Source organism: Citrobacter sp. Cpo015 (assembly GCF_030333035.1).
Classification (GTDB): domain Bacteria; phylum Pseudomonadota; class Gammaproteobacteria; order Enterobacterales; family Enterobacteriaceae; genus Citrobacter; species Citrobacter portucalensis.
Window position 1 is genome coordinate 167,556 of sequence record NZ_JAOWGS010000019.1, and the last position, 25,117, is coordinate 192,672.

The 25,117-nt window shown below is 53.5% G+C and carries 25 protein-coding genes and 1 pseudogene; 20 read left to right on the forward strand and 6 right to left on the reverse strand.

All coding sequences use genetic code 11. The features are described from left to right. Positions 1-365: 365 nt before the first annotated feature. From OGY67_RS00875 to sixA, 4 genes are all read left to right on the forward strand, one after another. A complete protein-coding gene (locus OGY67_RS00875; protein WP_003834838.1) occupies positions 366-650 on the forward strand; it encodes a YfcZ/YiiS family protein in 285 nt (94 codons plus the stop codon). Positions 651-827: 177 nt separating this feature from the next. Continuing rightward, complete coding sequence (gene fadI / locus OGY67_RS00880) at positions 828-2,138, forward strand: acetyl-CoA C-acyltransferase FadI (RefSeq protein WP_008785369.1); 1,311 nt, start codon at positions 828-830, stop codon at positions 2,136-2,138. Then, on the forward strand, positions 2,138-4,285 hold the full coding sequence (gene fadJ / locus OGY67_RS00885) for a fatty acid oxidation complex subunit alpha FadJ (protein ID WP_286573130.1): 2,148 nt from the start codon (positions 2,138-2,140) through the stop codon (positions 4,283-4,285). Before fadI ends, fadJ begins: the two co-directional genes overlap by 1 nt. 208 nt (positions 4,286-4,493) lie before the next feature. Then, positions 4,494-4,979: a phosphohistidine phosphatase SixA gene (gene sixA / locus OGY67_RS00890; RefSeq protein WP_003028179.1), complete on the forward strand. Its 486-nt coding sequence runs from the start codon at positions 4,494-4,496 to the stop codon at positions 4,977-4,979. Positions 4,980-5,053: 74 nt separating this feature from the next. On the opposite strand, the gene smrB is transcribed toward sixA, so the two are convergent. Continuing rightward, the gene (gene smrB, locus OGY67_RS00895; RefSeq protein WP_003839296.1) at positions 5,054-5,605 is read right to left on the reverse strand and encodes an endonuclease SmrB; all 552 of its coding nucleotides are present in this window, start codon (positions 5,603-5,605) and stop codon (positions 5,054-5,056) included. Positions 5,606-5,771: 166 nt separating this feature from the next. Here smrB and prmB point away from each other — a divergent pair, with 166 nt between their 5' ends. The 6 genes from prmB to OGY67_RS00925 are packed head-to-tail and all read left to right on the forward strand — an operon-like array spanning position 5,772 to position 10,322. After that, complete coding sequence (gene prmB / locus OGY67_RS00900; protein ID WP_003028173.1) at positions 5,772-6,704, forward strand: 50S ribosomal protein L3 N(5)-glutamine methyltransferase; 933 nt, start codon at positions 5,772-5,774, stop codon at positions 6,702-6,704. A 39-nt stretch (positions 6,705-6,743) separates the two neighbouring features. Then, positions 6,744-7,829, forward strand: coding sequence for a chorismate synthase (gene aroC, locus OGY67_RS00905; RefSeq protein ID WP_286573132.1), 1,086 nt, complete (start codon positions 6,744-6,746; stop codon positions 7,827-7,829). A gap of 3 nt (positions 7,830-7,832) precedes the next feature. Further along, positions 7,833-8,657: a penicillin-insensitive murein endopeptidase gene (mepA, locus tag OGY67_RS00910; protein WP_032944099.1), complete on the forward strand. Its 825-nt coding sequence runs from the start codon at positions 7,833-7,835 to the stop codon at positions 8,655-8,657. After that, positions 8,657-9,466: a sulfite exporter TauE/SafE family protein gene (locus OGY67_RS00915; protein WP_286573134.1), complete on the forward strand. Its 810-nt coding sequence runs from the start codon at positions 8,657-8,659 to the stop codon at positions 9,464-9,466. The genes mepA and OGY67_RS00915 overlap by 1 nt, the downstream gene beginning before the upstream one ends. Continuing rightward, positions 9,466-10,014, forward strand: coding sequence for an elongation factor P hydroxylase (locus tag OGY67_RS00920; protein WP_286573136.1), 549 nt, complete (start codon positions 9,466-9,468; stop codon positions 10,012-10,014). Before OGY67_RS00915 ends, OGY67_RS00920 begins: the two co-directional genes overlap by 1 nt. 32 nt (positions 10,015-10,046) lie before the next feature. Further along, complete coding sequence (locus tag OGY67_RS00925; protein ID WP_003028163.1) at positions 10,047-10,322, forward strand: YfcL family protein; 276 nt, start codon at positions 10,047-10,049, stop codon at positions 10,320-10,322. 114 nt (positions 10,323-10,436) lie between these two features. Here the strand turns inward: OGY67_RS00925 and mnmC are convergent, their stop codons facing one another. Continuing rightward, positions 10,437-12,437 (reverse strand): bifunctional tRNA (5-methylaminomethyl-2-thiouridine)(34)-methyltransferase MnmC2/FAD-dependent 5-carboxymethylaminomethyl-2-thiouridine(34) oxidoreductase MnmC1, encoded by a 2,001-nt coding sequence (gene mnmC, locus OGY67_RS00930; RefSeq protein WP_286573138.1) that lies wholly within the window; start codon positions 12,435-12,437, stop codon positions 10,437-10,439. Between the two features lie 159 nt (positions 12,438-12,596). Here mnmC and fabB point away from each other — a divergent pair, with 159 nt between their 5' ends. Then, positions 12,597-13,817 (forward strand): beta-ketoacyl-ACP synthase I, encoded by a 1,221-nt coding sequence (gene fabB / locus OGY67_RS00935; RefSeq protein WP_286573140.1) that lies wholly within the window; start codon positions 12,597-12,599, stop codon positions 13,815-13,817. A gap of 52 nt (positions 13,818-13,869) precedes the next feature. Here the strand turns inward: fabB and OGY67_RS00940 are convergent, their stop codons facing one another. The 3 genes and pseudogenes from OGY67_RS00940 to OGY67_RS00950 all read right to left on the reverse strand — a co-directional run bounded on the left by OGY67_RS00940 (position 13,870) and on the right by OGY67_RS00950 (position 15,165). Continuing rightward, positions 13,870-14,388: a YqhG/Tai3 family protein gene (locus tag OGY67_RS00940; RefSeq protein ID WP_286573142.1), complete on the reverse strand. Its 519-nt coding sequence runs from the start codon at positions 14,386-14,388 to the stop codon at positions 13,870-13,872. Between the two features lie 2 nt (positions 14,389-14,390). After that, positions 14,391-14,757: pseudogene (locus OGY67_RS00945) on the reverse strand (CHAP domain-containing protein). Positions 14,758-14,907: 150 nt separating this feature from the next. Further along, entirely contained in the window at positions 14,908-15,165 is a 258-nt protein-coding gene (locus OGY67_RS00950; protein ID WP_060683488.1) for a helix-turn-helix domain-containing protein, read from the reverse strand. Between the two features lie 168 nt (positions 15,166-15,333). Here OGY67_RS00950 and OGY67_RS00955 point away from each other — a divergent pair, with 168 nt between their 5' ends. Next, a complete protein-coding gene (locus OGY67_RS00955; RefSeq protein ID WP_286573796.1) occupies positions 15,334-15,708 on the forward strand; it encodes a hypothetical protein in 375 nt (124 codons plus the stop codon). 179 nt (positions 15,709-15,887) lie between these two features. Continuing rightward, positions 15,888-17,066: an MFS transporter gene (locus tag OGY67_RS00960; protein WP_198801510.1), complete on the forward strand. Its 1,179-nt coding sequence runs from the start codon at positions 15,888-15,890 to the stop codon at positions 17,064-17,066. Here OGY67_RS00960 and flk read toward each other — a convergent pair. After that, positions 17,063-18,064, reverse strand: coding sequence for a flagella biosynthesis regulator Flk (flk, locus tag OGY67_RS00965; RefSeq protein WP_008785362.1), 1,002 nt, complete (start codon positions 18,062-18,064; stop codon positions 17,063-17,065). The genes OGY67_RS00960 and flk overlap by 4 nt on opposite strands. Positions 18,065-18,172: 108 nt before the next feature. On the opposite strand from flk, the gene pdxB reads away from it, so the two are divergent. From pdxB to dedD, 7 genes are all read left to right on the forward strand, one after another. Next, positions 18,173-19,309, forward strand: a complete 1,137-nt coding sequence (pdxB, locus tag OGY67_RS00970) for a 4-phosphoerythronate dehydrogenase PdxB (RefSeq protein WP_239605447.1) — start codon at positions 18,173-18,175, stop codon at positions 19,307-19,309. Between the two features lie 68 nt (positions 19,310-19,377). Beyond that, positions 19,378-20,391 carry an aspartate-semialdehyde dehydrogenase gene (locus OGY67_RS00975; protein ID WP_008785360.1) on the forward strand — a complete coding sequence of 338 codons (1,014 nt, stop codon included), beginning with the start codon at positions 19,378-19,380 and terminating at the stop codon, positions 20,389-20,391. After that, positions 20,391-21,203 carry a tRNA pseudouridine(38-40) synthase TruA gene (gene truA, locus OGY67_RS00980; RefSeq protein ID WP_003028142.1) on the forward strand — a complete coding sequence of 271 codons (813 nt, stop codon included), beginning with the start codon at positions 20,391-20,393 and terminating at the stop codon, positions 21,201-21,203. The genes OGY67_RS00975 and truA overlap by 1 nt, the downstream gene beginning before the upstream one ends. Positions 21,204-21,227: 24 nt before the next feature. Next, on the forward strand, positions 21,228-21,887 hold the full coding sequence (locus tag OGY67_RS00985) for a DedA family protein (RefSeq protein ID WP_003028140.1): 660 nt from the start codon (positions 21,228-21,230) through the stop codon (positions 21,885-21,887). 149 nt (positions 21,888-22,036) lie between these two features. Next, complete coding sequence (gene accD / locus OGY67_RS00990) at positions 22,037-22,951, forward strand: acetyl-CoA carboxylase, carboxyltransferase subunit beta (RefSeq protein WP_003834797.1); 915 nt, start codon at positions 22,037-22,039, stop codon at positions 22,949-22,951. 192 nt (positions 22,952-23,143) lie between these two features. Continuing rightward, positions 23,144-24,412: a bifunctional tetrahydrofolate synthase/dihydrofolate synthase gene (folC, locus tag OGY67_RS00995; RefSeq protein ID WP_057067945.1), complete on the forward strand. Its 1,269-nt coding sequence runs from the start codon at positions 23,144-23,146 to the stop codon at positions 24,410-24,412. Next, positions 24,402-25,070: a cell division protein DedD gene (gene dedD / locus OGY67_RS01000; protein WP_003834793.1), complete on the forward strand. Its 669-nt coding sequence runs from the start codon at positions 24,402-24,404 to the stop codon at positions 25,068-25,070. Before folC ends, dedD begins: the two co-directional genes overlap by 11 nt. Positions 25,071-25,117 lie beyond the last annotated feature (47 nt).

Here is a 25,117-nt window from a genome sequence, read left to right on the forward strand (position 1 = left end):
AACCTCATAGATTTATTTTTATACAAACAATGTTACATGCCGTAACAGGAGCGCGAAGTGTAGGGTCTGAGGTACGACTTAGAAATCAGACCAGTGGCGTGAGTATAGGTCGGACCAGCTGGAATGTTGCAAGTATGTTTATAAATATTTTCAAATTTGATCAGAGAAACGCGATCCAGCTGGCAAAATTGCGGGGGTGCGCACTCACCTGTTTGGGCGATTTTTGTTTTAGATCATTTTTAAGTGTGATTTCGGTCACTTATCGCATTTCATACAATTAACGACTGGAGAGGCGAATAATGGGAGCGTAAAATATCCCTATCGTTTATCTGGCACCTCAGGTGCGAATACAGAGGAAATCTACAATGAGTAAATGCAGTGCTGATGAAACCCCGGTTTGCTGCTGTATGGATGTTGGCACCATCATGGACAACTCCGATTGCACCGCGTCCTACAGCCGTGTGTTCGCGAACCGCGCAGAGGCAGAAGAAACGCTGGCTGCTCTGACCGAAAAGGCGCGTGGCGTGGAATCTGAGCCTTGCCAAATCACCTCGACCTTTACTGAAGAGTCAGAAGGTGTGCGTCTGGATATCGACTTTGTTTTTGCCTGTGAAGCTGAAACGCTGATCTTCCAGCTGGGCCTGCGTTAATCCCCCTCTGCAAAAGCCCTTGCTATCTGATAGCAAGGGCTTTTTCGTAACTGTCAGTGATTATTCACTGTGTCTTAGCTCCCACTTTCTTTTCTCTCCGCTTGGCTAAATGTAAAAAATTGGTTAAGACTATGATCAGGTCAGACCACTTATTTTATTTTTTTACAGGGGAGTGTTATGAGTCAGGCTTTACCGCTGGTTACCCGCCAGGGCGACCGTATTGCCATTGTAAGTGGGTTGCGTACGCCATTTGCTCGTCAGGCTACCGCGTTTCATGGCATTCCCGCCGTTGATTTAGGAAAAATGGTCGTCGGTGAGCTGCTGGCGCGCAGCGAAATACCTGCTGATGTGATTGAGCAACTGGTTTTTGGTCAGGTGGTGCAAATGCCTGAAGCGCCAAATATTGCTCGTGAAATCGTGCTGGGAACCGGCATGAATGTGCATACGGATGCCTATAGCGTAAGCCGAGCCTGCGCGACCAGTTTTCAGGCAGTGGCGAATGTCGCGGAAAGCCTGATGGCGGGGTCTATTCGTGCGGGAATTGCGGGTGGTGCGGACTCCTCGTCAGTCTTGCCTATTGGCGTTAGTAAAAAGCTGGCGCGGGTGCTGGTGGATGTCAATAAGGCCCGGACTACCGGTCAACGCCTTAAACTCTTTTCCCGACTGCGTTTACGTGACCTGATGCCTGTGCCGCCAGCCGTCGCTGAGTATTCCACCGGTTTGCGTATGGGGGATACGGCTGAGCAAATGGCCAAAACCTATGGTATTACCCGAGAACAGCAGGACGCTCTGGCGCACCGCTCTCATCAGCGTGCCGCTCAGGCGTGGGCTGAAGGAAAGCTGGCAGATGAGGTAATGACTACCTACGCGCCACCGTTTAAAGATCCTTTTTCAGAAGATAACAATATTCGCGGTAACTCTACGCTGGCCGATTACGCCAAACTACGTCCGGCGTTTGACCGCAAGCACGGCACTGTCACCGCAGCAAACAGTACCCCACTGACGGACGGTGCAGCCGCCGTGATCATGATGACGGAGTCGCGTGCGAAAGAGTTGGGGCTGGTGCCGCTGGGATACCTGCGTAGTTTTGCTTTTACCGCCATCGATGTCTGGCAGGACATGCTGCTGGGACCTGCGTGGTCAACGCCGCTTGCCCTGGAGAGAGCGGGTCTGACCATGGCAGATTTAACCCTAATCGATATGCATGAAGCCTTTGCCGCTCAAACGCTGGCGAATATTCAGTTGCTGGGTAGCGAACGTTTTGCCCGCGACGTGCTGGGCAGAGCACATGCCACTGGCGAAGTTGATGACAGTAAATTTAACGTGCTGGGTGGATCGATTGCCTATGGACACCCCTTCGCCGCCACTGGTGCGCGCATGATTACCCAAACCCTCCATGAGTTACGACGTCGTGGCGGTGGTTTTGGTTTAGTGACCGCCTGTGCAGCTGGTGGTTTGGGTGCAGCCATGGTTCTGGAGGCGGAATAATGGAAATGGCATCGGCTTTTACACTAAACGTACGTCTGGATAACGTTGCTGTTGTCACCATTGATGTGCCCGGAGAGAAAATGAACACCCTGAAAGCGGAGTTTGCTTCTCAGGTACGGGCCATTCTGAAGCAAATCCGCGATAACAAAGCATTGCGCGGCGTGGTGTTTATTTCGGCTAAACCCGATAACTTCATTGCCGGGGCGGATATCAACATGATTGGTAGCTGTCGCAGCGCGCAGGAAGCCGAAACGCTGGCCCGTCAGGGGCAGCAGATGATGGCGGAAATTAATGCCTTGCCGATCCCGGTTATCGCCGCGATTCATGGCGCATGCCTCGGCGGTGGCCTGGAGATGGCGCTGGCGTGTCACAACCGTATTTGTACCGATGATGTTAAAACCGTACTGGGTTTACCGGAAGTACAACTTGGCTTGTTGCCCGGCTCCGGTGGTACGCAGCGGCTGCCGCGCCTGATTGGCGTAAGTACCGCACTGGATATGATCCTCACCGGAAAACAATTACGCGCAAAACAGGCGCTGAAAGTTGGTTTAGTAGATGAAGTTGTACCGCATTCCATTTTGCTGGAAGCGGCCGTTGAACTGGCTAAAAAGGACAGTTCTGCGCATCGAACACTGCCCGTGAGAGAGCGAGTGTTGGCGGGGCCGCTAGGGCGGGCGCTGTTGTTCCGCATGGCCAGTAAAAAGACGGTGCAAAAAACGCAAGGTAACTACCCTGCAACAGAACGTATCCTTGAGGTCATCGAAACCGGGCTAGCGCAAGGCAGCAGTAGCGGTTACGACGCTGAGGCCCGCGCGTTTGGTGAACTGGTGATGACATCCCAGTCTCAGGCGCTACGGCACATCTTTTTTGCCAACACCGATGTGAAAAAAGATCCCGGAAGTGATGCGAAACCTGGCCCGCTAAACAGCGTAGGTATTTTGGGCGGCGGTCTGATGGGCGGCGGTATTGCCTACGTGACGGCCTGTAAAGGCGGCTTGCCTGTGCGCATCAAAGATATAAACGCTAAGGGAATCAACCACGCGCTGAAGTACAGCTGGGATCAGCTTGAAACGAAGGTTCGCCGCCGTCATATCAAAGCCAGCGAACGCGATAAACAGCTGGCGCTGATTTCGGGATCAATCGACTACCGTGGCTTTGCGCATCGCGATCTAATTATTGAAGCCGTGTTTGAAGATCTGTCGCTAAAACAAAGGATGGTGGCAGAAGTTGAGCAAAATTGCGCACCTCATACCATTTTTGCTTCTAACACCTCATCTTTGCCCATTGGCGATATTGCTGCGAACGCTGCAAGGCCCGAACAAGTGATTGGTTTACACTTTTTTAGTCCGGTGGAAAAAATGCCTTTGGTCGAAGTGATCCCGCATGCCACGACCTCTGAGCAGACAATTGCAACTACCGTTAAGTTAGCGAAAAAACAGGGTAAAACGCCGATAGTGGTCAGAGATAAGGCCGGCTTTTACGTTAACCGCATTTTAGCGCCTTATATTAACGAAGCGATTCGCATGTTGACCGAAGGCGAGCGGGTCGAAACCATAGACGCCGCGCTGGTTAAGTTTGGTTTTCCAGTTGGGCCAATCCAACTTTTGGATGAGGTCGGAATTGATACGGGCACTAAAATTATACCAGTGCTTGAGGCTGCATATGGAGAACGTTTTAGCGCGCCTGCAAATGTTGTTGCTTCAATTTTGAATGACGATCGCAAAGGTAGAAAAAATGGTCGGGGTTTCTATCTTTATGGTGCGAAAGGGCGTAAAAGCAAAAAACAGGTCGACCCTGCAATTTATACGCTTATTGGCGTCCAGGGTCAGGGCCGACTTACCGCTGCGCAGATAGCAGAGCGGTGCGTTATGTTAATGCTCAATGAAGCAGCCCGTTGTTTCGACGAGAAGATAGTCCGCAGCGCACGTGATGGCGACATCGGCGCTGTATTTGGTATTGGTTTTCCGCCATTCCTCGGCGGCCCGTTCCGGTATATGGATTCTCTCGGCGCGGGTGAAGTGGTTGCGGTTCTGCAACGGCTGACCACGCAGTACGGCTCGCGGTTTACACCGTGTGAGCAGTTATTGCAGATGGCGGAACGCAGTGAAAGATTCTGGAATATTGGGGAAACTGACCTGAATTCATGAGGTCAAAGGTAGGATGAATCCGCACTGAATGTATGGGTCGCGCTCAAAATGTAAACAGAGATTGACTATACTTACGCCGTTGAGGTAAAAAACAGCGTTTCATTCGGTGAATGGATAAGGCACAATGCCGGCCACCATATCGTTACCACAGCCAATAGGGGCTGTGAATAAAGGTAGTGGTGATTCTGGTTAACAAAAGCGGTGCAATATGCAAGTTTTTATCATGCGTCACGGCGACGCGGCCCTCGATGCCGCCAGTGATTCGGTTCGTCCCTTAACCTCCTGTGGTTGTGACGAATCTCGCCTGATGGCGAACTGGCTGAAAGGTCAAAAAGTGGATATCGAACGTGTTCTGGTGAGCCCGTTCCTACGAGCCGAACAAACGCTGGATGTGGTGGGGGAGTGTATGAACCTGCCAACCGGTGTTGATGTTTTGCCGGAGCTGACTCCCTGCGGCGATGTCGGTCTGGTCAGCGCCTATTTACAGGCTCTGGCCAATGAAGGTATCGCCACGGCACTGGTTATCTCTCACTTGCCTTTAGTGGGATATCTGGTGTCTGAGCTTTGCCCAGGTGAAACACCGCCGATGTTTACCACATCAGCGATTGCCAGCGTTACGCTTGATGAGAGCGGGAAGGGTACTTTTAACTGGCAGATGAGCCCGTGTAACCTGAAAATGGCAAAAGCGATTTAAACAGGCCGGATAAGGCGCAGCCGCCACCCGGAAAATCAAAGAGCCGCAAATGCGGCTCTTTTTGTTTTTTTGCATCACGGAAGTTCGGGCGGTAGCCACTCTTCCACTTCAATCAGCACCAGCAGCGCGGCGTCGCCACCGTACTCTTTCGGTGCCTGATGAAAGGCCATTACGTGCGGATGCTGGGCCAGCCAGAGCGGCGTCTGCTGTTTCAGAATATGTTTTCCGTGGCCATGCATCACGCAGGCACAAAACACATGCTCACGGCGACAGGCGGCAATCAGCGCGCCTAACTCTTGTTTGGCCTGTTGCTGGGTCAGCCCATGCAGATCGAGAAACAGCTCCGGAGAGTAATCGCCACGGCGCATTTTCTTCAGTTCGAAATGGCTGACGTCGGCGCGCAGGTATCTTACCGGACCGTCCGTATTCAGCAGCGGCTGAAACTCATCCGAGAAATAGTGGCTGGCATCAGCCTGCTCCTGTAGCAGTCTTTTAACCGGAACCTCGGCAATTTTTTTACGTGGAGGTCGGTGAACGATGGTGTCCTGTTTAATTTTACGCGTGCCGGTCATCAGCTGGCGAAACAGCGTCTGATCCTCCTCGCTGAGCGATGTTTTCTTTTTCATTCGAGAGTCTCAACTTTTATTTTCCGTTAGTTTAACCCGACTCGGCGGGCATCCGATCGCTTAAAACGCAATTTTCGCGTTCAGGCCCCGTGTGAATGCTGATTTATCGCCGTCTTCGTGGCAAACTAGCCGCCGAAATTAATACGAGCATGCCCTGGAGGAATACGTGGATAAAATTTTCGTCGATGAAGCAGTGAGTGAACTGCATACCATTCAGGACATGTTGCGTTGGGCGGTCAGCCGTTTTAGCGCGGCGAACATCTGGTATGGCCATGGCACGGATAACCCATGGGACGAGGCCGTACAACTGGTGCTGCCGTCACTTTATTTGCCGTTGGATATTCCAGAAGATATGCGTACCGCGCGTCTGACCTCCAGCGAGCGTCATCGTATTGTTGAACGCGTGATTCGCCGCGTCAACGAGCGCATTCCGGTTGCTTATCTGACCAACAAAGCCTGGTTCTGCGGGCATGAATTTTATGTTGATGAACGCGTGCTGGTTCCACGTTCACCGATTGGCGAGCTTATCAATAACCGCTTTGCGGGCCTTATTAATGAGCAACCGCAGCATATCCTCGATATGTGTACCGGCAGCGGCTGTATTGCCATTGCCTGCGCGTATGCCTTCCCGGAAGCCGAAGTCGATGCGGTGGATATTTCCACTGACGCGCTGGCGGTGACCGAACACAATATTGAAGAACACGGCCTGATCCATCACGTCACGCCGATCCGTTCCGATCTGTTCCGCGATCTGCTGAAAGTCCAGTATGACCTGATTGTGACCAACCCGCCGTATGTCGATGCGGAAGATATGTCCGATCTGCCAAACGAATATCGTCACGAACCTGAGCTGGGGCTGGCGTCCGGCAGCGATGGGCTGAAACTTACCCGCCGCATTCTGGGGAACGCCCCGGACTACCTGTCAGATAACGGTATTCTGATTTGTGAAGTCGGAAACAGCATGGTACATCTGATAGAGCAATATCCGGATGTACCGTTCACCTGGCTGGAGTTCGACAACGGCGGTGACGGCGTATTCATGCTGACCAAAGAGCAGTTAGTTGCTGCTCGCGAGCACTTCAGCATTTATAAAGACTAATTACACGCGCACATACACAACACGCATAACGGAGCCGTGATGGCAGGAAACACAATTGGGCAACTCTTTCGCGTAACCACTTTCGGCGAATCACACGGGCTGGCGCTCGGTTGTATTGTCGATGGTGTTCCGCCGGGCATTTCTCTGACAGAAGCTGACCTGCAGCACGATCTCGACAGACGCCGTCCGGGCACATCGCGCTACACTACGCAGCGTCGTGAGCCGGATCAGGTGAAAATCCTCTCCGGGGTGTTCGAGGGCGTTACCACTGGCACCAGCATTGGCCTGCTGATCGAAAATACCGATCAGCGTTCACAGGATTACGGCGCGATTAAGGACGTTTTTCGTCCGGGACACGCCGACTATACCTATGAGCAAAAATATGGCCTGCGCGACTACCGTGGCGGCGGACGTTCATCCGCACGTGAAACGGCGATGCGCGTGGCGGCCGGAGCGATTGCCAAAAAATATCTAGCGGAAAAATTCGGTGTTGAGATCCGCGGCTGCCTGACGCAGATGGGCGATATTCCGCTGGAGATCAAGGACTGGTCCCAGGTGGAACTTAACCCGTTCTTTTGTCCGGACCCGGATAAACTCGAAGCGCTGGACGAACTGATGCGCGGGCTGAAGAAAGAAGGTGACTCCATCGGAGCGAAGGTGACCGTTGTTGCACGCGGTGTACCTGCGGGTCTCGGCGAACCTGTATTCGACCGCCTGGATGCCGACATCGCCCATGCGCTGATGAGTATTAACGCCGTTAAGGGCGTTGAGATTGGTGATGGATTTGACGTTGTTGCGCTGCGCGGCAGCCAGAACCGTGACGAAATCACCAAAGAAGGTTTCCAGAGTAACCATTCGGGCGGCATTCTGGGCGGGATCAGCAGCGGGCAACAAATCATTGCTCATATGGCGCTGAAACCGACGTCCAGTATTACCGTTCCTGGGCGCACTATTAACCGCTTTGGTGAAGAAGTCGAAATGATCACTAAAGGTCGTCACGATCCGTGCGTAGGGATCCGCGCCGTACCGATCGCCGAGGCGATGCTGGCGATCGTATTGATGGATCACCTGCTGCGTCAGCGGGCGCAAAATGCGGACGTGAAGACCGATATTCCACGCTGGTAAGAGATGAAAAAAACGGCACTTGCGGCGCTGGCTCTGTTTGCCAGTACCGCCTGTCTGGCGGCGACGCCCTGGCAGAAAATTACCCATCCGGTTGCGGGCAGCGCGCAGTCTATCGGCGCGTTTTCCAATGGCTGTATTGTTGGCGCAGATACGCTGCCTGTCCAGTCAGAACACTATCAGGTGATGCGCACCGATCAGCGTCGTTACTTTGGCCATCCGGATCTGGTGAGGTTTATCCAGCGTCTGAGTTATCAGGCCAATAGTCAGGGACTGGGCACGGTATTAATCGGCGATATGGGTATGCCGGCCGGTGGGCGATTCAATGGCGGTCACGCCAGCCACCAGACGGGACTGGATGTGGATATTTTCCTGCAACTGCCGAAAACGCGCTGGACCCAGTCGCAACTGCTGCGGCCGCAGGCGTTAGATCTGGTCTCACAGGATGGTAAACGTGTTGTGCCGTCACTGTGGAAACCGGAGATTTTCAGCCTGATCAGGCTGGCTGCAAAAGATAATGAAGTAACGCGTATTTTCGTGAATCCGGCGATTAAGCAACAACTTTGTCTGGATGCAGGGACCGACAGGGACTGGTTGCGTAAAGTGCGGCCGTGGTTCCAGCATCGTGCGCATATGCACGTGCGGTTACGTTGTCCTGCCGACAGCCTTGAGTGCGAAGATCAACCGTTACCGCCACCGGGTGACGGCTGTGGCGCAGAGCTGCAAAGCTGGTTCGAACCTCCAAAACCTGGAACCACCAAGCCTGAGAAGAAGACACCGCCGCCGTTGCCGCCTTCCTGCCAGGCGCTACTGGACGAGCATGTACTCTAATGGATCATTTTGCCTCTCTGTTTATGGTGTCGCCACTGCTGTTAGGTGTGCTTTTTTTTGTGGCGATGCTGGCAGGTTTTATTGATTCTCTGGCCGGAGGTGGTGGTCTACTCACCATCCCGGCATTGATGGCGGCCGGGATGCCACCTGCGCAAGCGCTGGCAACCAATAAGCTGCAAGCCTGCGGGGGATCTATCTCTTCCTCCCTCTATTTTATTCGTCGGGGTGTGGTTAATCTGGCGGATCAGAAACTCAATATCTTCATGACCTTTATCGGCTCAATGAGTGGCGCGCTGTTGGTTCAGCACGTGCAGTCAGATGTTCTGCGCCAGGTCCTGCCAGTATTGGTTATCTGTATTGGCCTTTACTTTCTGTTGATGCCGAAAATCGGGGAAGAGGACCGACAGCGCCGACTGCACGGTTTGCCTTTCGCGCTGGTGGCCGGGGGCTGCGTCGGCTTTTACGATGGCTTTTTTGGTCCGGCGGCAGGGTCATTCTACGCGCTGGCCTTTGTCATGCTGTGCGGATACAACCTGGCGAAATCGACGGCCCACGCCAAAGTATTAAATGCCACATCGAATATCGGTGGGTTGTTGCTGTTTGCTCTCGGCGGCAAAGTGATTTGGGCGACAGGTTTTGTGATGCTCATTGGCCAGTTTATTGGCGCACGGATGGGCTCTCGACTGGTACTCAGCAAAGGACAAAAACTCATTCGGCCAATGATCGTTATTGTCTCCGCCGTGATGAGCGCAAAGCTACTTTATGATAATCATGGACAGGAGATTCTCCACTGGCTGGGGATGAACTAATGAATAATACGCATCACTACGAACAGTTAATTGAGATTTTTAACGGCTGCTTTGCCGATGAATTTAATACCCGTCTGATTAAAGGCGACGACGAACCGATCTATCTTCCAGCGGATGCGGAATTACCGTATCACCGTATCGTTTTTGCGCATGGTTATTACGCCAGTGCGTTACACGAAATTTCACACTGGTGTATCGCCGGTAAAGCCCGTCGTGAACTGGTCGATTTCGGTTACTGGTACTGCCCGGACGGACGCGACGCGAAGACACAATGCCAGTTTGAAGATGTGGAAGTGAAGCCGCAGGCGTTTGACTGGTTGTTTTGCATGGCGGCGGGCTACCCGTTTAACGTCAGTTGCGACAACCTGGAAGGGGACTTTGAACCGGATCGCGTGGTATTCCAGCGCCGTGTTCATACTCAGGTGATGGAGTACCTGGAAAAGGGGATCCCTGAACGTCCGGCGCGTTTCATTAACGCGTTACAGAATTATTATCACACGCCTGAACTTACGGCGGAACAATTCCCGTGGCCCGAAACGCTCAACTGAAGCCGCTGCCACGTTTACAATGAGGAAATAAGATGATCGCGGAGTTTGAATCACGCATTCTGGCATTAATCGACGATATGGTAGAGCACGCCAGCGATGATGAGTTGTTTGCCAGTGGCTATTTGCGTGGGCACCTGACGCTGGCTGTGGCTGAGCTGGATGCTGGCGAGGACCATTCCGCTGAGGCATTGTACGCCAATGTGACCAGCAGCCTGGAAAAAGCCATCAGCGCAGGCGAACTCTCGCCGCGTGACCAGGCGTTAGTGAAAGAGATGTGGGACACACTGTTTCAGAAGGCAACGCAATAATAATAGCAGTGGATTGTGCCGGATGGCGACGCGAAGGCGTCTTATCCGGCCTACGCGGACGGGGGTTGTAGGCCTGATAAGCGTAGCGCCATCAGGCAATGGCGAGATGGTATCTTATTTCACCGCTTTACCCTTCAATAACTTCCTCACCCACAGACGATTCGGATTCAGCGCTGCCAGCGTGCTGGCATCCATGGGTATAGGTTCATCGCTCATTTGCGATGCCAGAATTTCTGCACACAGCGGGGCAGTACACAGCCCGCGCGAGCCCAGTGCACCTAACATAAATAAATCGGAATACACCGGGGCGTTTACGGCGTGCTCTTTGTCTTCGGCAAGAGTGGCATACTGGCTGAGCGTGGCGTCATAATCCGCGACGTTGCCGACCATTGGCATGTGATCGCGCGTGGCGCAGCGCACTCCACAACGGGCGGCATTGCCACTAACGTCTACTTCTTTTGCCCACGAGGCATTCGGGAAACAATCTATTAAGCGCTGACGGTTTTGCTGCTGATCGTCCGCGCGATACAGCGTTTCTTCACTTCCGCGATGATAGCTGGCGCCAATGCAGTGCTGCTGGTTTTGCGGGTTATGCGGCGTGAGGTAGCCGTCATAGCACAGCACCTGACGCAGCGCTGAAAGCGAAGGCGTGGTAGGAATGTGACTCACCTGACCGCCTACGGAGTACACCGGTAGCGACTGCGTTTGCTCAACGCCATTAATGCGATGCCCGTTAGCCAGAACCACCGCAGCGTGAGTGGCGGTTTCGCCACTGGCAAACGTCAATTGCCAGTGTTCTGTCTGCCGAGACAGCGAGGCCAGCGTATGTTGATACCGGGTGCGTAATCCCAGCGTTGCGGCGTAGTCGAATACGGCGGCGGTTAATTGTGCCGGACACAGCCATCCTCCGGCAGGGTACTGAATCCCGCCGCATCCGGTTTCTACGCCGGTCGTTTGTAAAACCTGCTCTGCGTTAACGCTGACGGCGAGCGCATCAGGCAATTCAAGGGACAGCATTTGGTCGATTTTTTGCTGGCTTTTTTCATCCCACGCTAGTTGTGTCACACCGCACCAGTCATGCGCGAACTCAACGGGGAGGGCGTCATACAGTCGACGAGCGAAGGTAAACGCGGTGGGGAAAAAGAGATTAATGGCCGCGTCATGCTTGCTGAGCAACGGATAGAGCGCGCCCTGACGATTGCCGGATGCGCCCCCGGCAGGTTTCGCATCTGCGCAATAGAGCGTGACCTGCCAACCGCGGCGCAGTAACGCCAACGACAGCAATGCGCTGGCAATCCCCCCACCAATAATGGCGGCTTCGCGTTTATCTGTTCCGGAACGTGCAAACCAGGGAGCCGAGGAGGGGCGCGCCAGCGTCTGTTCCATTACACCACAGAGCATTTCGCGTTTGCGACCAAAGCCTTTGCATTTTTGCATCGTAAACCCGGCTTCCTGCAACCCCCGACGCACAAAGCCCGCTGAGGTGAAGGTCGCCAGCGTACCGCCCGGACGAGCCAGACGGGCCATTGCGTTAAACAGCGTTGGCGTCCACATATCCGGATTTTTTGCCGGTGCGAAACCGTCCAGAAACCAGGCGTCCACTTTTTGATTCAGGGAGTCATCGAGCTTACTGGTCAGTTCGTTAATATCGCCAAACCACAGATCCAGCGTGACGCGTCCTTCATCAAGGAGCAGGCGATGGCATCCCGCCAGCGGCAGCGGCCATTGCTCTTGCAGCGCCGTGGCCCATGGGGCAAGTTCTGGCCAGTGCTGATGGGCTAAGGTGAGATCTTCACGCGTTAGCGGATATTTTTCAAAACTGATGAAATGTAATCTTTCCAGGGTAGCTTCAGGATGGGTATCGCGAAAATCGGTAAATGCCTGCCAGAGCGTCAGGAAGTTAAGTCCGGTGCCAAACCCGCTTTCTGCCACCACGAAGAGGGGACGTGAATGCGCAGGGAATCGCTGGGCGAGATGATTCCCGCCGAGAAAGACGTAACGTGTCTCTTCCAGCCCGTTATCATTAGAAAAATAGACATCGTCAAAATCTCGGGAAACAGGTGTACCCTCAGCGTTGAATTCAAGGTTTGCAGGTTGTATAGCGTATTGTTTCACGTAAGTTACTCGTCTGGCAGGCTGTGCCCCGATCTTAGCGATGAGTGCCTGGCTGCGCAAATTTCCACATTAAATGGCTGATCGGACTTGTTCGGCGTACAAGTGTACGCTATTGTGCCACTCGAAACTTTAAAATAGTGCGACTTACAGAGGTATTGAATGAAACGTGCAGTGATTACTGGCTTGGGCATCGTTTCCAGCATCGGTAATAACCAGCAGGAAGTCCTGGCATCTCTGCGTGAAGGACGTTCAGGGATCACTTTCTCTCAGGAGCTGAAGGACTCCGGCATGCGTAGCCACGTTTGGGGCAACGTAAAACTGGATACCACTGGCCTCATTGACCGCAAAGTAGTGCGCTTTATGAGCGACGCATCCATCTATGCATTCCTTTCTATGGAACAGGCAGTGGCTGATGCCGGCCTTGCAGCAGAAGATTACCAGAACAACCCGCGCGTTGGCCTGATTGCAGGTTCCGGCGGCGGTTCCCCGCGTTTTCAAGTGTTCGGTGCTGACGCAATGCGTAGCCCGCGTGGTCTGAAAGCGGTTGGCCCGTATGTGGTCACCAAAGCGATGGCGTCCGGCGTTTCTGCCTGCCTCGCAACGCCGTTCAAAATCCACGGCGTAAACTACTCTATCAGCTCTGCCTGTGCGACATCTGCGCACTGTATCGGTAACGCGGTAGAACAAATTCAACTGGGCAAACAGGACATCGTTTTTGCTGGCGGCGGCGAAGAGCTGTGCTGGGAAATGGCGTGTGAATTCGACGCCATGGGCGCGCTGTCTACTAAATACAACGACGATCCGTCCAAAGCTTCCCGTACCTATGACGCAAACCGCGATGGTTTCGTTATTGCCGGCGGCGGCGGTATGGTTGTGGTTGAAGAGCTGGAACACGCGCTGGCACGTGGCGCGCACATCTATGCGGAAATCGTTGGTTACGGCGCAACGTCCGATGGAGCAGACATGGTTGCTCCGTCTGGCGAAGGCGCAGTACGTTGCATGCAAATGGCGATGCACGGTGTAGACTCCCCGATCGACTACCTGAACTCTCACGGTACCTCTACCCCGGTAGGCGACGTGAAAGAGCTGGGTGCAATTCGTGAAGTATTTGGCGACAACAGCCCGGCAATCTCTGCGACTAAAGCCATGACCGGCCACTCCCTGGGCGCAGCTGGCGTACAGGAAGCTATCTACTCTCTGCTGATGCTGGAACACGGCTTTATCGCGCCGAGCATCAACATTGAAGAACTGGATGAGCAGGCGGCAGGTCTGAACATCGTGACCAAACCGACCGAGCAGGCGCTGACTACCGTGATGTCCAACAGCTTCGGCTTTGGCGGCACTAACGCAACGCTGGTTATGCGTAAGCTGAAAGCATAAGTCTGCAAAATGAAAAATGAGATGCAAAGGGGAGCCTGATGGCTCCCCTTTTTTATCTATTCATTTTTTCGTACTCCGGTGCGATCTCCGCAGACCATGCCTTGGCGTGTGCGATATCACCGGCGCTGTAGATTGGCTGTTCAAATTGATTGCCCAGATCCCGCACGCGATAAATTTTCCAGCGACCCTCTTCCCAACGCGTATACACTTCCAGTTGCATGGACGCTTCGCCTGCCGGTCCACCTAATTGTACTTCCACCTTTTCGCCACCGAGAAAGGGCTGAACTGCTCCAACCCGTAGCCGCGGGATCCATTCGGGGTCATAATCCTGCACGTACATAAAGTAGTCAGAATTTATTATTTCCTGCTCGTAAAGGCTGCCAATCAGCGCCAGACGGTCGATAACGTCTTTCGCCACATAACGTTGCATGAGCGCGGACGTATCTCGATCTTGTGTGTAGGCGGACATCCACGCGAGATAGAATTGTTTAACATCCTGAGTGCTGTCACTGCGTGATGAAGAACAGCTACAAAGTAACAAAACTAGAGCAATCAATGGGAACGCTTTCATTACTACTTCCTGTAAATAGTGTATGAAGGCTTTGCCGCCCGATAGCCTGGCCCCGCCCACATATCACGTTGTCTAAAATCGGAGTACCACTCCTGACCGTCAAATATCGCCATATGCCCGCTTGGGTTTCCTCCCTCATAAGGTTGAATGACGACGACATCTCCTGCTCTGGGTTGTTCAAATGTGCCGATAGGACGGAATCCTGCGTTTTTTAACAGCGGTCCATAATCTTTAGCATGGTAGGTATTCCCAAGAGAGATACCTCCTGCCTGAATGGCTTTGCGGGTAAATTCTGCACAGCGCATTCTAAGAATGCGCGCCTGCATGTGATTTCGCATAATTTGTTGCTGCTGTTTTATTCCAGCTCATCATGACTCCTGTTAAAAGAATATGTAATAAGTTCGTGTATTGCTTTAACAGGATTTAATCTGATGGGCATGACCGATAGTGCTATTAATATCGGGAATATATTTGGTTGAGATATAAATTAATCTGCCATGCAAATTATGGGTAACGCATTTATAGTTTATGGTTATTTTTTGTGACGGTTATTTTTTCTGATTTCGAGAGGTAGCGCGATGGCCAAATCATGTCCGGCGTGGTTTCCAGCGCCTGTGCGATGATCTGTTCTGCTCTGGGCCAGTTGCGGGTAAATACATTTCGTAGCGAATCAGGAGACAAGCCCGCAGAACGTGACAATTCTCTGAGCGTAATGCCTCTTTTTTCCAGTGCACTTTTAATATCTGCACGATGCCAGTCTTGGCTTTTGTGTTCCATTCTGTAATCCTAAGAAGATGTGTTATCGGTGCCGATATTTTTCAGGGTATAAATTAGAAAAAAAGAACGTTACTTTCTTTTTGTCGTAGGAATATTGCCAGAATTAATTTGAAATTTCGCGAAAAAGAAAAAATATTTTTATTTCATCAGCAGAAAGGAAAGAAACTGATGGTAAAAGAGTGGTTCACGGTAAAGGAGTGTCTTGAATTACCGGGGTTTCCTGGAAGCGCACCAGCTGTACGTCTGCGCTTAAATACCAACAGTGAAGGGAAGGAGGGCGTTAAGCGCAAGCGCGCGAAATCTAAGGCCGAGGAATTTCATATTTCTGTGTTCCCACTGTATGTACGCTCGTATCTGAATGAAAATGAGAAAACAGAGGCGCCTGATCGCAACATTGTGCAGGAAGCCGAGCCCAAAGAGATTTGGGATATGATGTTCCGGCTCCTGACGCCGCAGCTGCGTGAACAGGTAACCGGGAGGTTTAGAGCGAAAGGCATTGATGCGGTATTTCCCTTTTTGTTCGTTGAGAAGTCACCGCTTTGAAACACACAGCTATGCTTTCACAGTTGACAGCCAGGGTCACTCGCAGGCAGACTCCAGCTTCAACATTATCCTCTTGATAATGCGTAAGCGTTTAACGTTATCCAACGCACCTTAATCCTGATAGTCAGGTAGAGGGGGCGTGGACATTCCTCGCCTTACTCTGCATTTTGGAGTAACGCATGACAGCTGTAACCCAACAAGAAAAAACACCTTCGGCGAACTTTTCGCTGTTTCGTATCGCTTTTGCAGTTTTCCTGACCTATATGACGGTCGGTCTCCCTTTGCCCGTGATTCCTCTGTTTGTGCATCAGGAACTGGGCTATGGCAACACCATGGTCGGTATCGCCGTAGGTGTACAGTTTCTGGCAACGGTATTAACGCGCGGCTACGCCGGGCGCTTAGCCGATCAATATGGTGCTAAACGCTCGGCGCTACAGGGGATGTTTGCCTGTGGGCTGGCGGGAGCGGCGTGGCTTTTAGCCGCGCTATTGCCTGTTTCTGTCCCTGTAAAATTTGCGTTGTTAATCGTCGGGCGTTTGATCCTCGGCTTTGGCGAAAGCCAACTGCTCACCGGTACGCTGACCTGGGGGTTGGGGCTGGTCGGCCCAACACGCTCCGGTAAGGTGATGTCGTGGAACGGAATGGCGATTTACGGTGCGCTGGCCGCTGGTGCACCGCTGGGCCTGTTGATCCACAGCCACTTTGGCTTCGCGGCGCTGGCGGGAACGACGATGGTATTACCGTTGCTGGCATGGGCATTCAACGGCTCCGTGCGTAAAGTGCCTGCGCATGCAGGAGAACGTCCTTCGTTATGGAGCGTGGTGGGGCTTATCTGGAAACCGGGCCTAGGCCTGGCGCTGCAGGGCGTTGGCTTTGCGGTGATCGGTACCTTTATTTCACTCTATTTTGTCAGCAACGGCTGGACGATGGCGGGGTTCACCCTGACTGCGTTTGGTGGGGCGTTTGTGCTGATGCGCATTCTGTTTGGCTGGATGCCGGACCGTTTCGGCGGTGTGAAGGTCGCCGTTGTCTCTTTGCTGGTGGAAACTGCGGGGCTGATTTTGCTGTGGCAGGCCCCATCGGCCTGGATTGCGCTGCTCGGGGCGGCATTAACCGGGGCCGGGTGTTCGCTTATCTTCCCGGCATTGGGCGTCGAAGTGGTGAAGCGAGTGCCCGCGCAGGTTCGCGGTACGGCGCTGGGCGGTTACGCCGCGTTTCAGGATATCTCCTACGGTATAAGCGGTCCGGTCGCCGGGGTGCTGGCCACCGCGTACGGTTATCCCTCAGTGTTCCTTGCCGGGGCGATATCCGCCGTGGTGGGGATTATTGTAACGTTGCTTACGCTGCGTAAAGGTTAAGCGACCAGCCAGAAAATGGCTAACGCAATTATCAACGCAACAAACAGCAGTCCCGGTCGTGCCGACAGAGATTTAACCGTTTCAATCATCGGCGCGAACGGGCTGTAAATGGGCTGCAGATGACGCGGCTCGCTGAGCTCACGTTCTCGTTCCACGCGACGCAGGAAAATTTGATTGAGCAAGTCCTGCACCTGCACCGTGGTCAGAATCGATTGTGGTTGGATCTGATACGTTTGCTGTGCGTATTCTTTTATCGCTGTCAGCTCATTCGGCTCTAATGGCAGCTTCAGCGCCGCCTGGAGCGTTTGTAGCGTCGGTGCGCTTTGCAGGCTGAGCGTCTGGCGCGCCTGCAGCCAGGTGACCAGGTGCGTAAACTGTTTGGCAGGGATCAGCTCACCGCTTTTTACGCCAGACAACTCCAGCATCGACTGCCAGATCATCTTCCCGGATTCTCCCGTGGCCGCCGCCAGTTTGGTAACTAACTGGTTCAGCGTATTGTGCTCTGCGGGGAGCAAAGGGCGATCGGTAGCCGGGCGCTGCTGCGGCTGCGGTATCGACAGCTGTCCTTGTTGCAGCAGCGTGAGCACGTTCTTCAACTGCTCAGGCGTGAGCTGGCTGAGCGCCGTTTGCCCATACTGCTGACGGATAAAATCACTCACCGCCTGGCGATTATTTCCCTGGCTCAGTAATTCAGTGAGCTGCGAAAGCACCTGACGATTAACATGATTTTGCTGAGCAACCCCCAGTCGTTGGTTAAGGTTTTGCTCAGCGGCAGGAAAGTGACGTGATTGCAGCGGCGTATCACTTTTGACGCCCAGATCGTGCTTCATTCCGGCCCACACCTCAGCGCTTTGCTGCTGGGTGAGTGAAATCAAACGGGTAATTAGCCGTTCCAGCACAGTACGTTGTTGCGTGGATAGCGGTTGTTCACCCGCAGCGGAAGGGGCATTTTGGCCTTCGCCGGGAGGGCGTGCGGGCGTACCTGAAATGGGCTGCATCATCTCTGTTCCTTAAATCTGTGCTGACCAGGTCTCGCAGTATGCCTGGCGGCGAGATTATGGCACACTTGCCTGGTTAACTCTCGTTCTCAAACAGGTGCGAAAGACGTGAAAATCCTCGTTGATGAAAATATGCCCTATGCCCGCGAACTGTTCAGTCGTTTGGGGGAGGTCAAAGCGGTTCCCGGTCGTCCGATTCCCGTTGCTGAACTGGATGATGCGGATGCTTTAATGGTGCGCTCGGTGACGAAAGTAAATGAATCACTGCTTGGCGGAAAAACGGTTAAATTTGTCGGTACGGCAACCGCTGGCACAGACCATGTAGATGACGCCTGGCTTGCGCAGGCGGGGATCGGTTTTTCCGCCGCGCCCGGTTGTAACGCAATAGCGGTCGTAGAATATGTTTTTTCAGCGTTGCTGATGCTGGCGGAGCGCGACGGGTTTGCGTTACGCGATCGCACCGTAGGCATTGTGGGTGTGGGCAACGTGGGCGGGCGTTTGCAGGCGCGTCTGGAAGCGCTGGGGATCCGCACGCTGCTGTGCGATCCACCGCGAGCCGATCGCGGTGACGAAGGCAATTTCTGCTCGCTGGATGAACTGGTTGAGCAAGCCGATGTGCTGACTTTCCATACCCCGCTGTTTAAAGACGGGCCGTACAAAACACTGCACATGGCGGATGACGCGCTAATTAGCCGGTTGAAGCCGGGCACCATTCTGATCAACGCCTGCCGTGGGGCGGTCATCGACAATACGGCATTGCTGAACCGATTGAATGCCGGTCAGTCGCTGAGCGTTGTGCTGGATGTCTGGGAAGGAGAGCCGGATCTCAATGTGGCGTTGCTGGAGAAAGCCGATATCGGCACGGCGCACATTGCCGGGTATACCCTCGAAGGAAAAGCGCGTGGCACCACGCAGGTCTTTGAGGCCTATAGTAAGTTTATTGGTCACGAGCAGCACGTTGCGCTCAGTACCCTGTTACCCGCGCCGGAATTTGGTCGTATCACCCTGCACGGCCCGTTAGATCAGCCAACGCTGAAAAGGCTGGTGCATTTAGTGTATGATGTGCGCCGCGATGATGCGCCGCTGCGTAAAGTCGCTGGAATTCCGGGTGAGTTTGATAAACTGCGTAAAAATTACCTTGAGCGTCGTGAATGGTCGTCTTTATATGTGATGTGTGACGACGCAACGGCTGCTGCCTTATTGTGTAAGCTGGGTTTTAACGCTGTTCATCATCCGGCACATTAATGTCTTCTTAATGCTCCCTGTCGAATAATGCGACAGGGACGCTTACGTATTTCTTGGAGTAAATCACCATGTCTGAAGGCTGGAATATTGCCATTCTGGGCGCAACGGGCGCCGTAGGCGAAGCCCTGCTCGATACGCTGGCTGAACGCCAGTTCCCGGTCGGTGAAATTTATGCGCTGGCGCGTAATGAAAGCGCCGGTGAACATCTGCGTTTTAACGGTAAATCGGTCATAGTACAGGACGTTGCAGACTTTGACTGGACGCAGGCACAGTTGGCATTTTTTGTTGCGGGCGCTGAAGCCACCGCCGCCTGGGTAGAAGAAGCCACTAATGCAGGTTGCCTGGTGATTGACAGCAGCGGTCTGTTCGCGCTTGAGCCAGACGTTCCGCTGGTGGTTCCGGACGTTAACCCGTTCGTGCTGGCGGATTACCGTAACCGCAATGTGATTGCGGTGCCTAACAGTCTGACCAGCCAACTGCTGTCTGCACTGAAACCGTTGATTGATGACGGTGGGCTTTCGCGTATTACGGTGACCAATATTATCTCAGCTTCCGCTCATGGCAAAAAAGCGGTGGATGCGCTGGCCGGACAGAGTGCAAAACTGCTTAACGGTATCCCGATTGACGAAGATGATTTCTTTGGCCGTCAGTTGGCATTCAACATGCTGCCGCTGCTGCCCGATCGTGAAGGTAGCGTGCGTGAAGAACGTCGTATCGTTGATGAAGTGCGCAAAATTATGCAGGATGACGGTCTGCTCATCTCTGCCAGCATCGTGCAGTCCCCGGTATTTTATGGCCACGCGCAGATGGTGAATTTTGAGGCCCTGCGCCCGTTGGCGGCGGAAGAAGCGCGCGATGCGTTTTCACGCGGTGAAGACGTGGTGTTGTCGGAAGAGACCGATTTCCCGACCCAGGTTGGCGATGCATCGGGCACGCCGCACCTTTCTATTGGCTGCGTGCATAATGATTACGGTATGCCAGAGCAGGTTCAGTTTTGGTCTGTGGCGGACAACGTTCGCTTTGGCGGCGCGTTAATGGCGGTGAAAATTGCGGAAAAACTGGTGCAGGAGTACCTGTACTAATGTCTGACCAGCAACAGCCGTCAACCCATAAAATTGCGCTGGGCATTGAGTATGACGGCAGCAAATATTATGGCTGGCAGCGCCAGAACGAAGTGCGTAGCGTTCAGGAAAAACTGGAAAAAGCGCTCTCTCAGGTGGCGAATGAACGCATCAATGTTTTTTGTGCAGGACGCACGGATGCGGGCGTTCATGGCACTGGGCAGGTCGTGCATTTTGAAACCACTGCCCAGCGTAAAGATGCGGCCTGGACACTGGGGGTAAATGCGAATTTACCTGGTGACATCGCCGTGCGCTGGGTTAAAGCTGTACCCGATGATTTTCATGCCCGATTTAGCGCCACGGCTCGCCGTTATCGCTACATCATCTACAATCATCGGTTGCGCCCTGCGGTTTTGGGTAAAGGGGTAACCCATTACTATGAACCGCTGGACGCTGAGCGTATGCATCGTGCGGCCCAGTGTCTGATTGGCGAAAATGATTTTACCTCGTTTCGAGCGGTGCAGTGTCAGTCGCGCACGCCGTGGCGAAACGTGATGCACATTAACGTCGAACGTTTCGGTGCATATGTGGTGGTGGATATTAAAGCGAATGCCTTTGTACATCATATGGTCAGGAATATTGTCGGCAGCCTGATGGAAGTTGGCGCCAACAACCAGCCGGAGAGCTGGATAGCAGAACTGTTAGCGGCAAAGGACAGAACGCTGGCAGCGGCAACGGCGAAAGCGGAAGGATTGTATCTGGTTGCGGTAGATTACCCGGACCGGTTCGACCTGCCAAAACCGCCAATGGGCCCGCTATTTCTGGCGGACTAATTTGAGTCGTATAAAGGCAAAACTATGGACCTGATTTACTTTCTTATCGATTTTATCCTGCACATTGATGTGCACCTGGCGGAGCTGGTTGCGGAATACGGTATCTGGGTATACGCCATTCTGTTTCTGATCCTGTTCTGTGAAACCGGGCTGGTGGTGACACCATTCCTGCCAGGGGATTCGCTGCTGTTTGTTGCGGGTGCGCTTTCTGCGCTGCCAACCAACGATCTTAATGTTCATCTGATGGTGGCACTGATGATTGTGGCGGCGATTGTGGGCGATGCGGTGAACTACACGATTGGCCGATTGTTCGGGGAAAAACTTTTCAGTAACCCGAACTCCAAAATTTTCCGCCGCAGCTACCTGGATAAAACCCATGCGTTCTACGAGCGTCATGGCGGTAAGACGATTATCCTGGCGCGTTTCGTGCCAATCGTGCGTACATTTGCGCCGTTTGTTGCCGGTATGGGACATATGTCCTACCGTCACTTTGCGATGTATAACGTCGTAGGCGCGTTGCTGTGGGTATTGTTGTTCACCTACGCAGGCTACCTGTTCGGCGATCTGCCGATCGTCCAGGAAAACCTGAAATTATTGATTGTGGCGATTATCGTCCTTTCCGTATTGCCGGGGGTGATTGAAGTAATTCGCCATAAGCGTGCTGCGTCACGGGCTGCAAAATAGAAAGTAACTCAGCGGTTCGACCACTTTTTTATCCAAAGTTTCGGGCTGTTATGTTTTAATGTGCAACATTCATGGTCTGTTAGGGGCAAAAATGGCATTATGCGCCCCTTATAACAAAGCTGACTAGGGTTCAGGCAGAAAGGTCACCAATGAGCTGGATTGAACGAATTAAAAGCAACATTACTCCCACCCGCAAGGCAAGCATTCCTGAAGGGGTGTGGACCAAGTGTGATAGCTGCGGTCAGGTTTTATACCGTGCTGAGCTGGAACGTAATCTTGAGGTCTGTCCTAAGTGTGACCATCATATGCGCATGTCGGCGCGCAATCGCCTGCATAGCCTGTTAGATGAAGGTTCTCTTGTGGAACTGGGTAGCGAGCTTGAGCCGAAAGACGTGCTGAAGTTTCGTGACTCCAAAAAATACAAAGACAGACTGGCTTCTGCGCAGAAAGAAACTGGCGAGAAAGATGCGCTGGTGGTGATGAAAGGCACGCTCCACGGTATGCCGGTCGTTGCTGCGGCATTCGAGTTCGCGTTTATGGGCGGCTCCATGGGCTCTGTGGTCGGCGCGCGTTTTGTCCGTGCCGTTGAGCAGGCGCTGGAAGACAACTGTCCGCTGATCTGCTTCTCCGCTTCTGGCGGGGCGCGTATGCAGGAAGCGCTGATGTCTTTGATGCAGATGGCGAAAACCTCTGCTGCGCTGGCGAAAATGCAGGAACGCGGTTTACCGTATATTTCTGTACTGACCGACCCAACAATGGGTGGTGTTTCCGCAAGCTTCGCGATGCTGGGCGATCTCAACATTGCAGAACCGAAAGCATTGATCGGCTTCGCTGGTCCGCGTGTTATCGAGCAAACCGTACGTGAGAAACTGCCGCCGGGATTCCAGCGCAGCGAGTTCCTGATTGAAAAGGGCGCTATCGATATGATCGTCCGCCGTCCGGAAATGCGCCTGAAACTGGCAAGCATCCTGGCGAAGCTGATGAATCTTCCTGCGCCGAATCCGGATGAGCCGCGTGAAGGCGAAGTGGTACCTCCGGTTCCCGATCAGGAACCAGAGGCCTGATAGTTTACGCTATGGGTTTCGGGTTGCAGGCAGGCGACAAGAGTGTTAATCCCGATGAACTTACACCGTTAAGTGATTCGGGAGAGCGAGTACAGCCAACACATCTGCAACGTGGAAAACGACGTGTAAAAAAGGGCAGGCCGGTTGGCGCTGCCCTTTTGCTTTTCTCAACGTAAAGAATCTACAGGCATCATGGACAATAAACGTATCCCTCAAGCCGCGTCGCCCCTGGCGTCGTGGCTTTCTTATCTTGAAAACCTGCACAGTAAAACCATCGATCTGGGCCTTGAACGCGTCAGCCAGGTGGCGCGTAAACTGGGTGTGTTGAAACCTGCGCCATTTGTTTTTACGGTGGCAGGAACCAATGGGAAAGGCACAACCTGTCGTACGCTGGAATCTGTGCTGACTGCGGCAGGCTATAAAGTTGGGGTGTACAGTTCGCCTCATCTGGTGCGCTACACGGAACGCGTACGCGTGCAGGGGCGTGAACTGCCGGAATCAGCTCATACCGCCTCGTTTGCTGAGATTGAAGACGCACGTGGTGACATTTCCCTGACTTACTTTGAATACGGTACGTTATCGGCACTCTGGCTGTTTAAACAGGCCCAACTGGATGTTGTTATTCTGGAAGTGGGGTTAGGCGGCCGCCTTGACGCCACCAATATCGTCGATGCCGATGTCGCAGTAGTCACCAGTATTGCGCTTGACCATACTGACTGGCTGGGCCCGGATCGCGAAAGTATTGGTCGTGAGAAGGCAGGAATTTTCCGCGCAGAGAAACCGGCCATCGTCGGCGAACCGGAAATGCCTTACACCATCGCAGATGTCGCTCAGGAGTGCGGGGCGATTTTGCAACGTTGCGGTGTGGACTGGCGCTATGCGGTCACGGAGAACGACTGGTCGTTTACTGATGCTCATGGAACGCTGGCGCACCTGCCGTTGCCGCAGGTGCCACAACCTAACGCTGCAACCGCACTGGCTGCACTGCGCGCAAGCGGTCTTAACGTCAGCGAGCAGGCCATTCGTGACGGTATCGAACAAGCGATTTTACCGGGACGCTTCCAGATTGTGAGCGAGTCGCCGCGGGTGATTTTTGATGTTGCCCATAACCCGCATGCGGCGGAGTATCTGACCGGACGTCTGAAAAAGTTAGTGAAAAGCGGGCGTGTACTTGCGGTTATCGGTATGCTACATGATAAAGATATTGCCGGTACGTTAGCCTGGCTGAAAAGTGTGGTTGACGACTGGTACTGTGCGCCCCTGGAAGGGCCGCGTGGTGCAACGGCAGCACAGCTGCTGGAGCACCTGGGCAAAGGCAACGCTTATGACAGCGTGGCGCAGGCATGGACTGCGGCACTTGCTGAGGCGAAGCCAGAAGATACCGTGTTGGTGTGTGGATCGTTTCACACTGTCGCACATGTCATGGAAGTAATAGACGTGGGGAGAAGCGGTGGCGAGTAAGTTTCAGAACCGATTAGTCGGCACAATTGTGCTGGTCGCGCTCGGGGTAATTGTGCTTCCCGGGCTGCTTGACGGCCAGAAAAAGCATTATCAGGATGAATTTGCAGCGATCCCACTGGTGCCTAAACCCGGCGATCGCGATGAACCAGACATGATGCCTGCAGCAACGCAGGCGCTGCCGACTCAGCCGCCGGAAGGGGCGGCAGAAGAGGTGCGTGCGGGTGATGCTGCCGCGCCATCGTTGGATCCATCACGTTTGACGACGGCAAACAGCGCGGAGTTAGATCCTGTCCCTGCGCCTGTGGAACCACCGAAACCTAAACCGAAACCGCAGCCCGTTGCCGTCGCCCCGACGCCAACACCGGCACCGACTCCAGCGCCGAAACCGGCCGCTGAGGAAGCGCCAGCCCCTACCGGCAAAGCGTACGTTGTACAGCTCGGCGCGCTGAAAAACGCGGATAAGGTCAATGAGATCGTGGGTAAACTTCGTGGCGCGGGCTTCCGGGTATATACTTCCCCGTCAACGCCGGTGCAGGGTAAAATAACCCGCATTCTCGTAGGGCCTGACGCCTCCAAAGATAAGCTGAAGAACTCGCTGGGCGAGCTGCAGAAGATCTCTGGTTTGAGCGGGGTGGTGATGGGGTATACCCCTAACTAAGGGATTGCGTTACGTTGCTCTGATGTAGGCCGGACAAGGTGTTTACA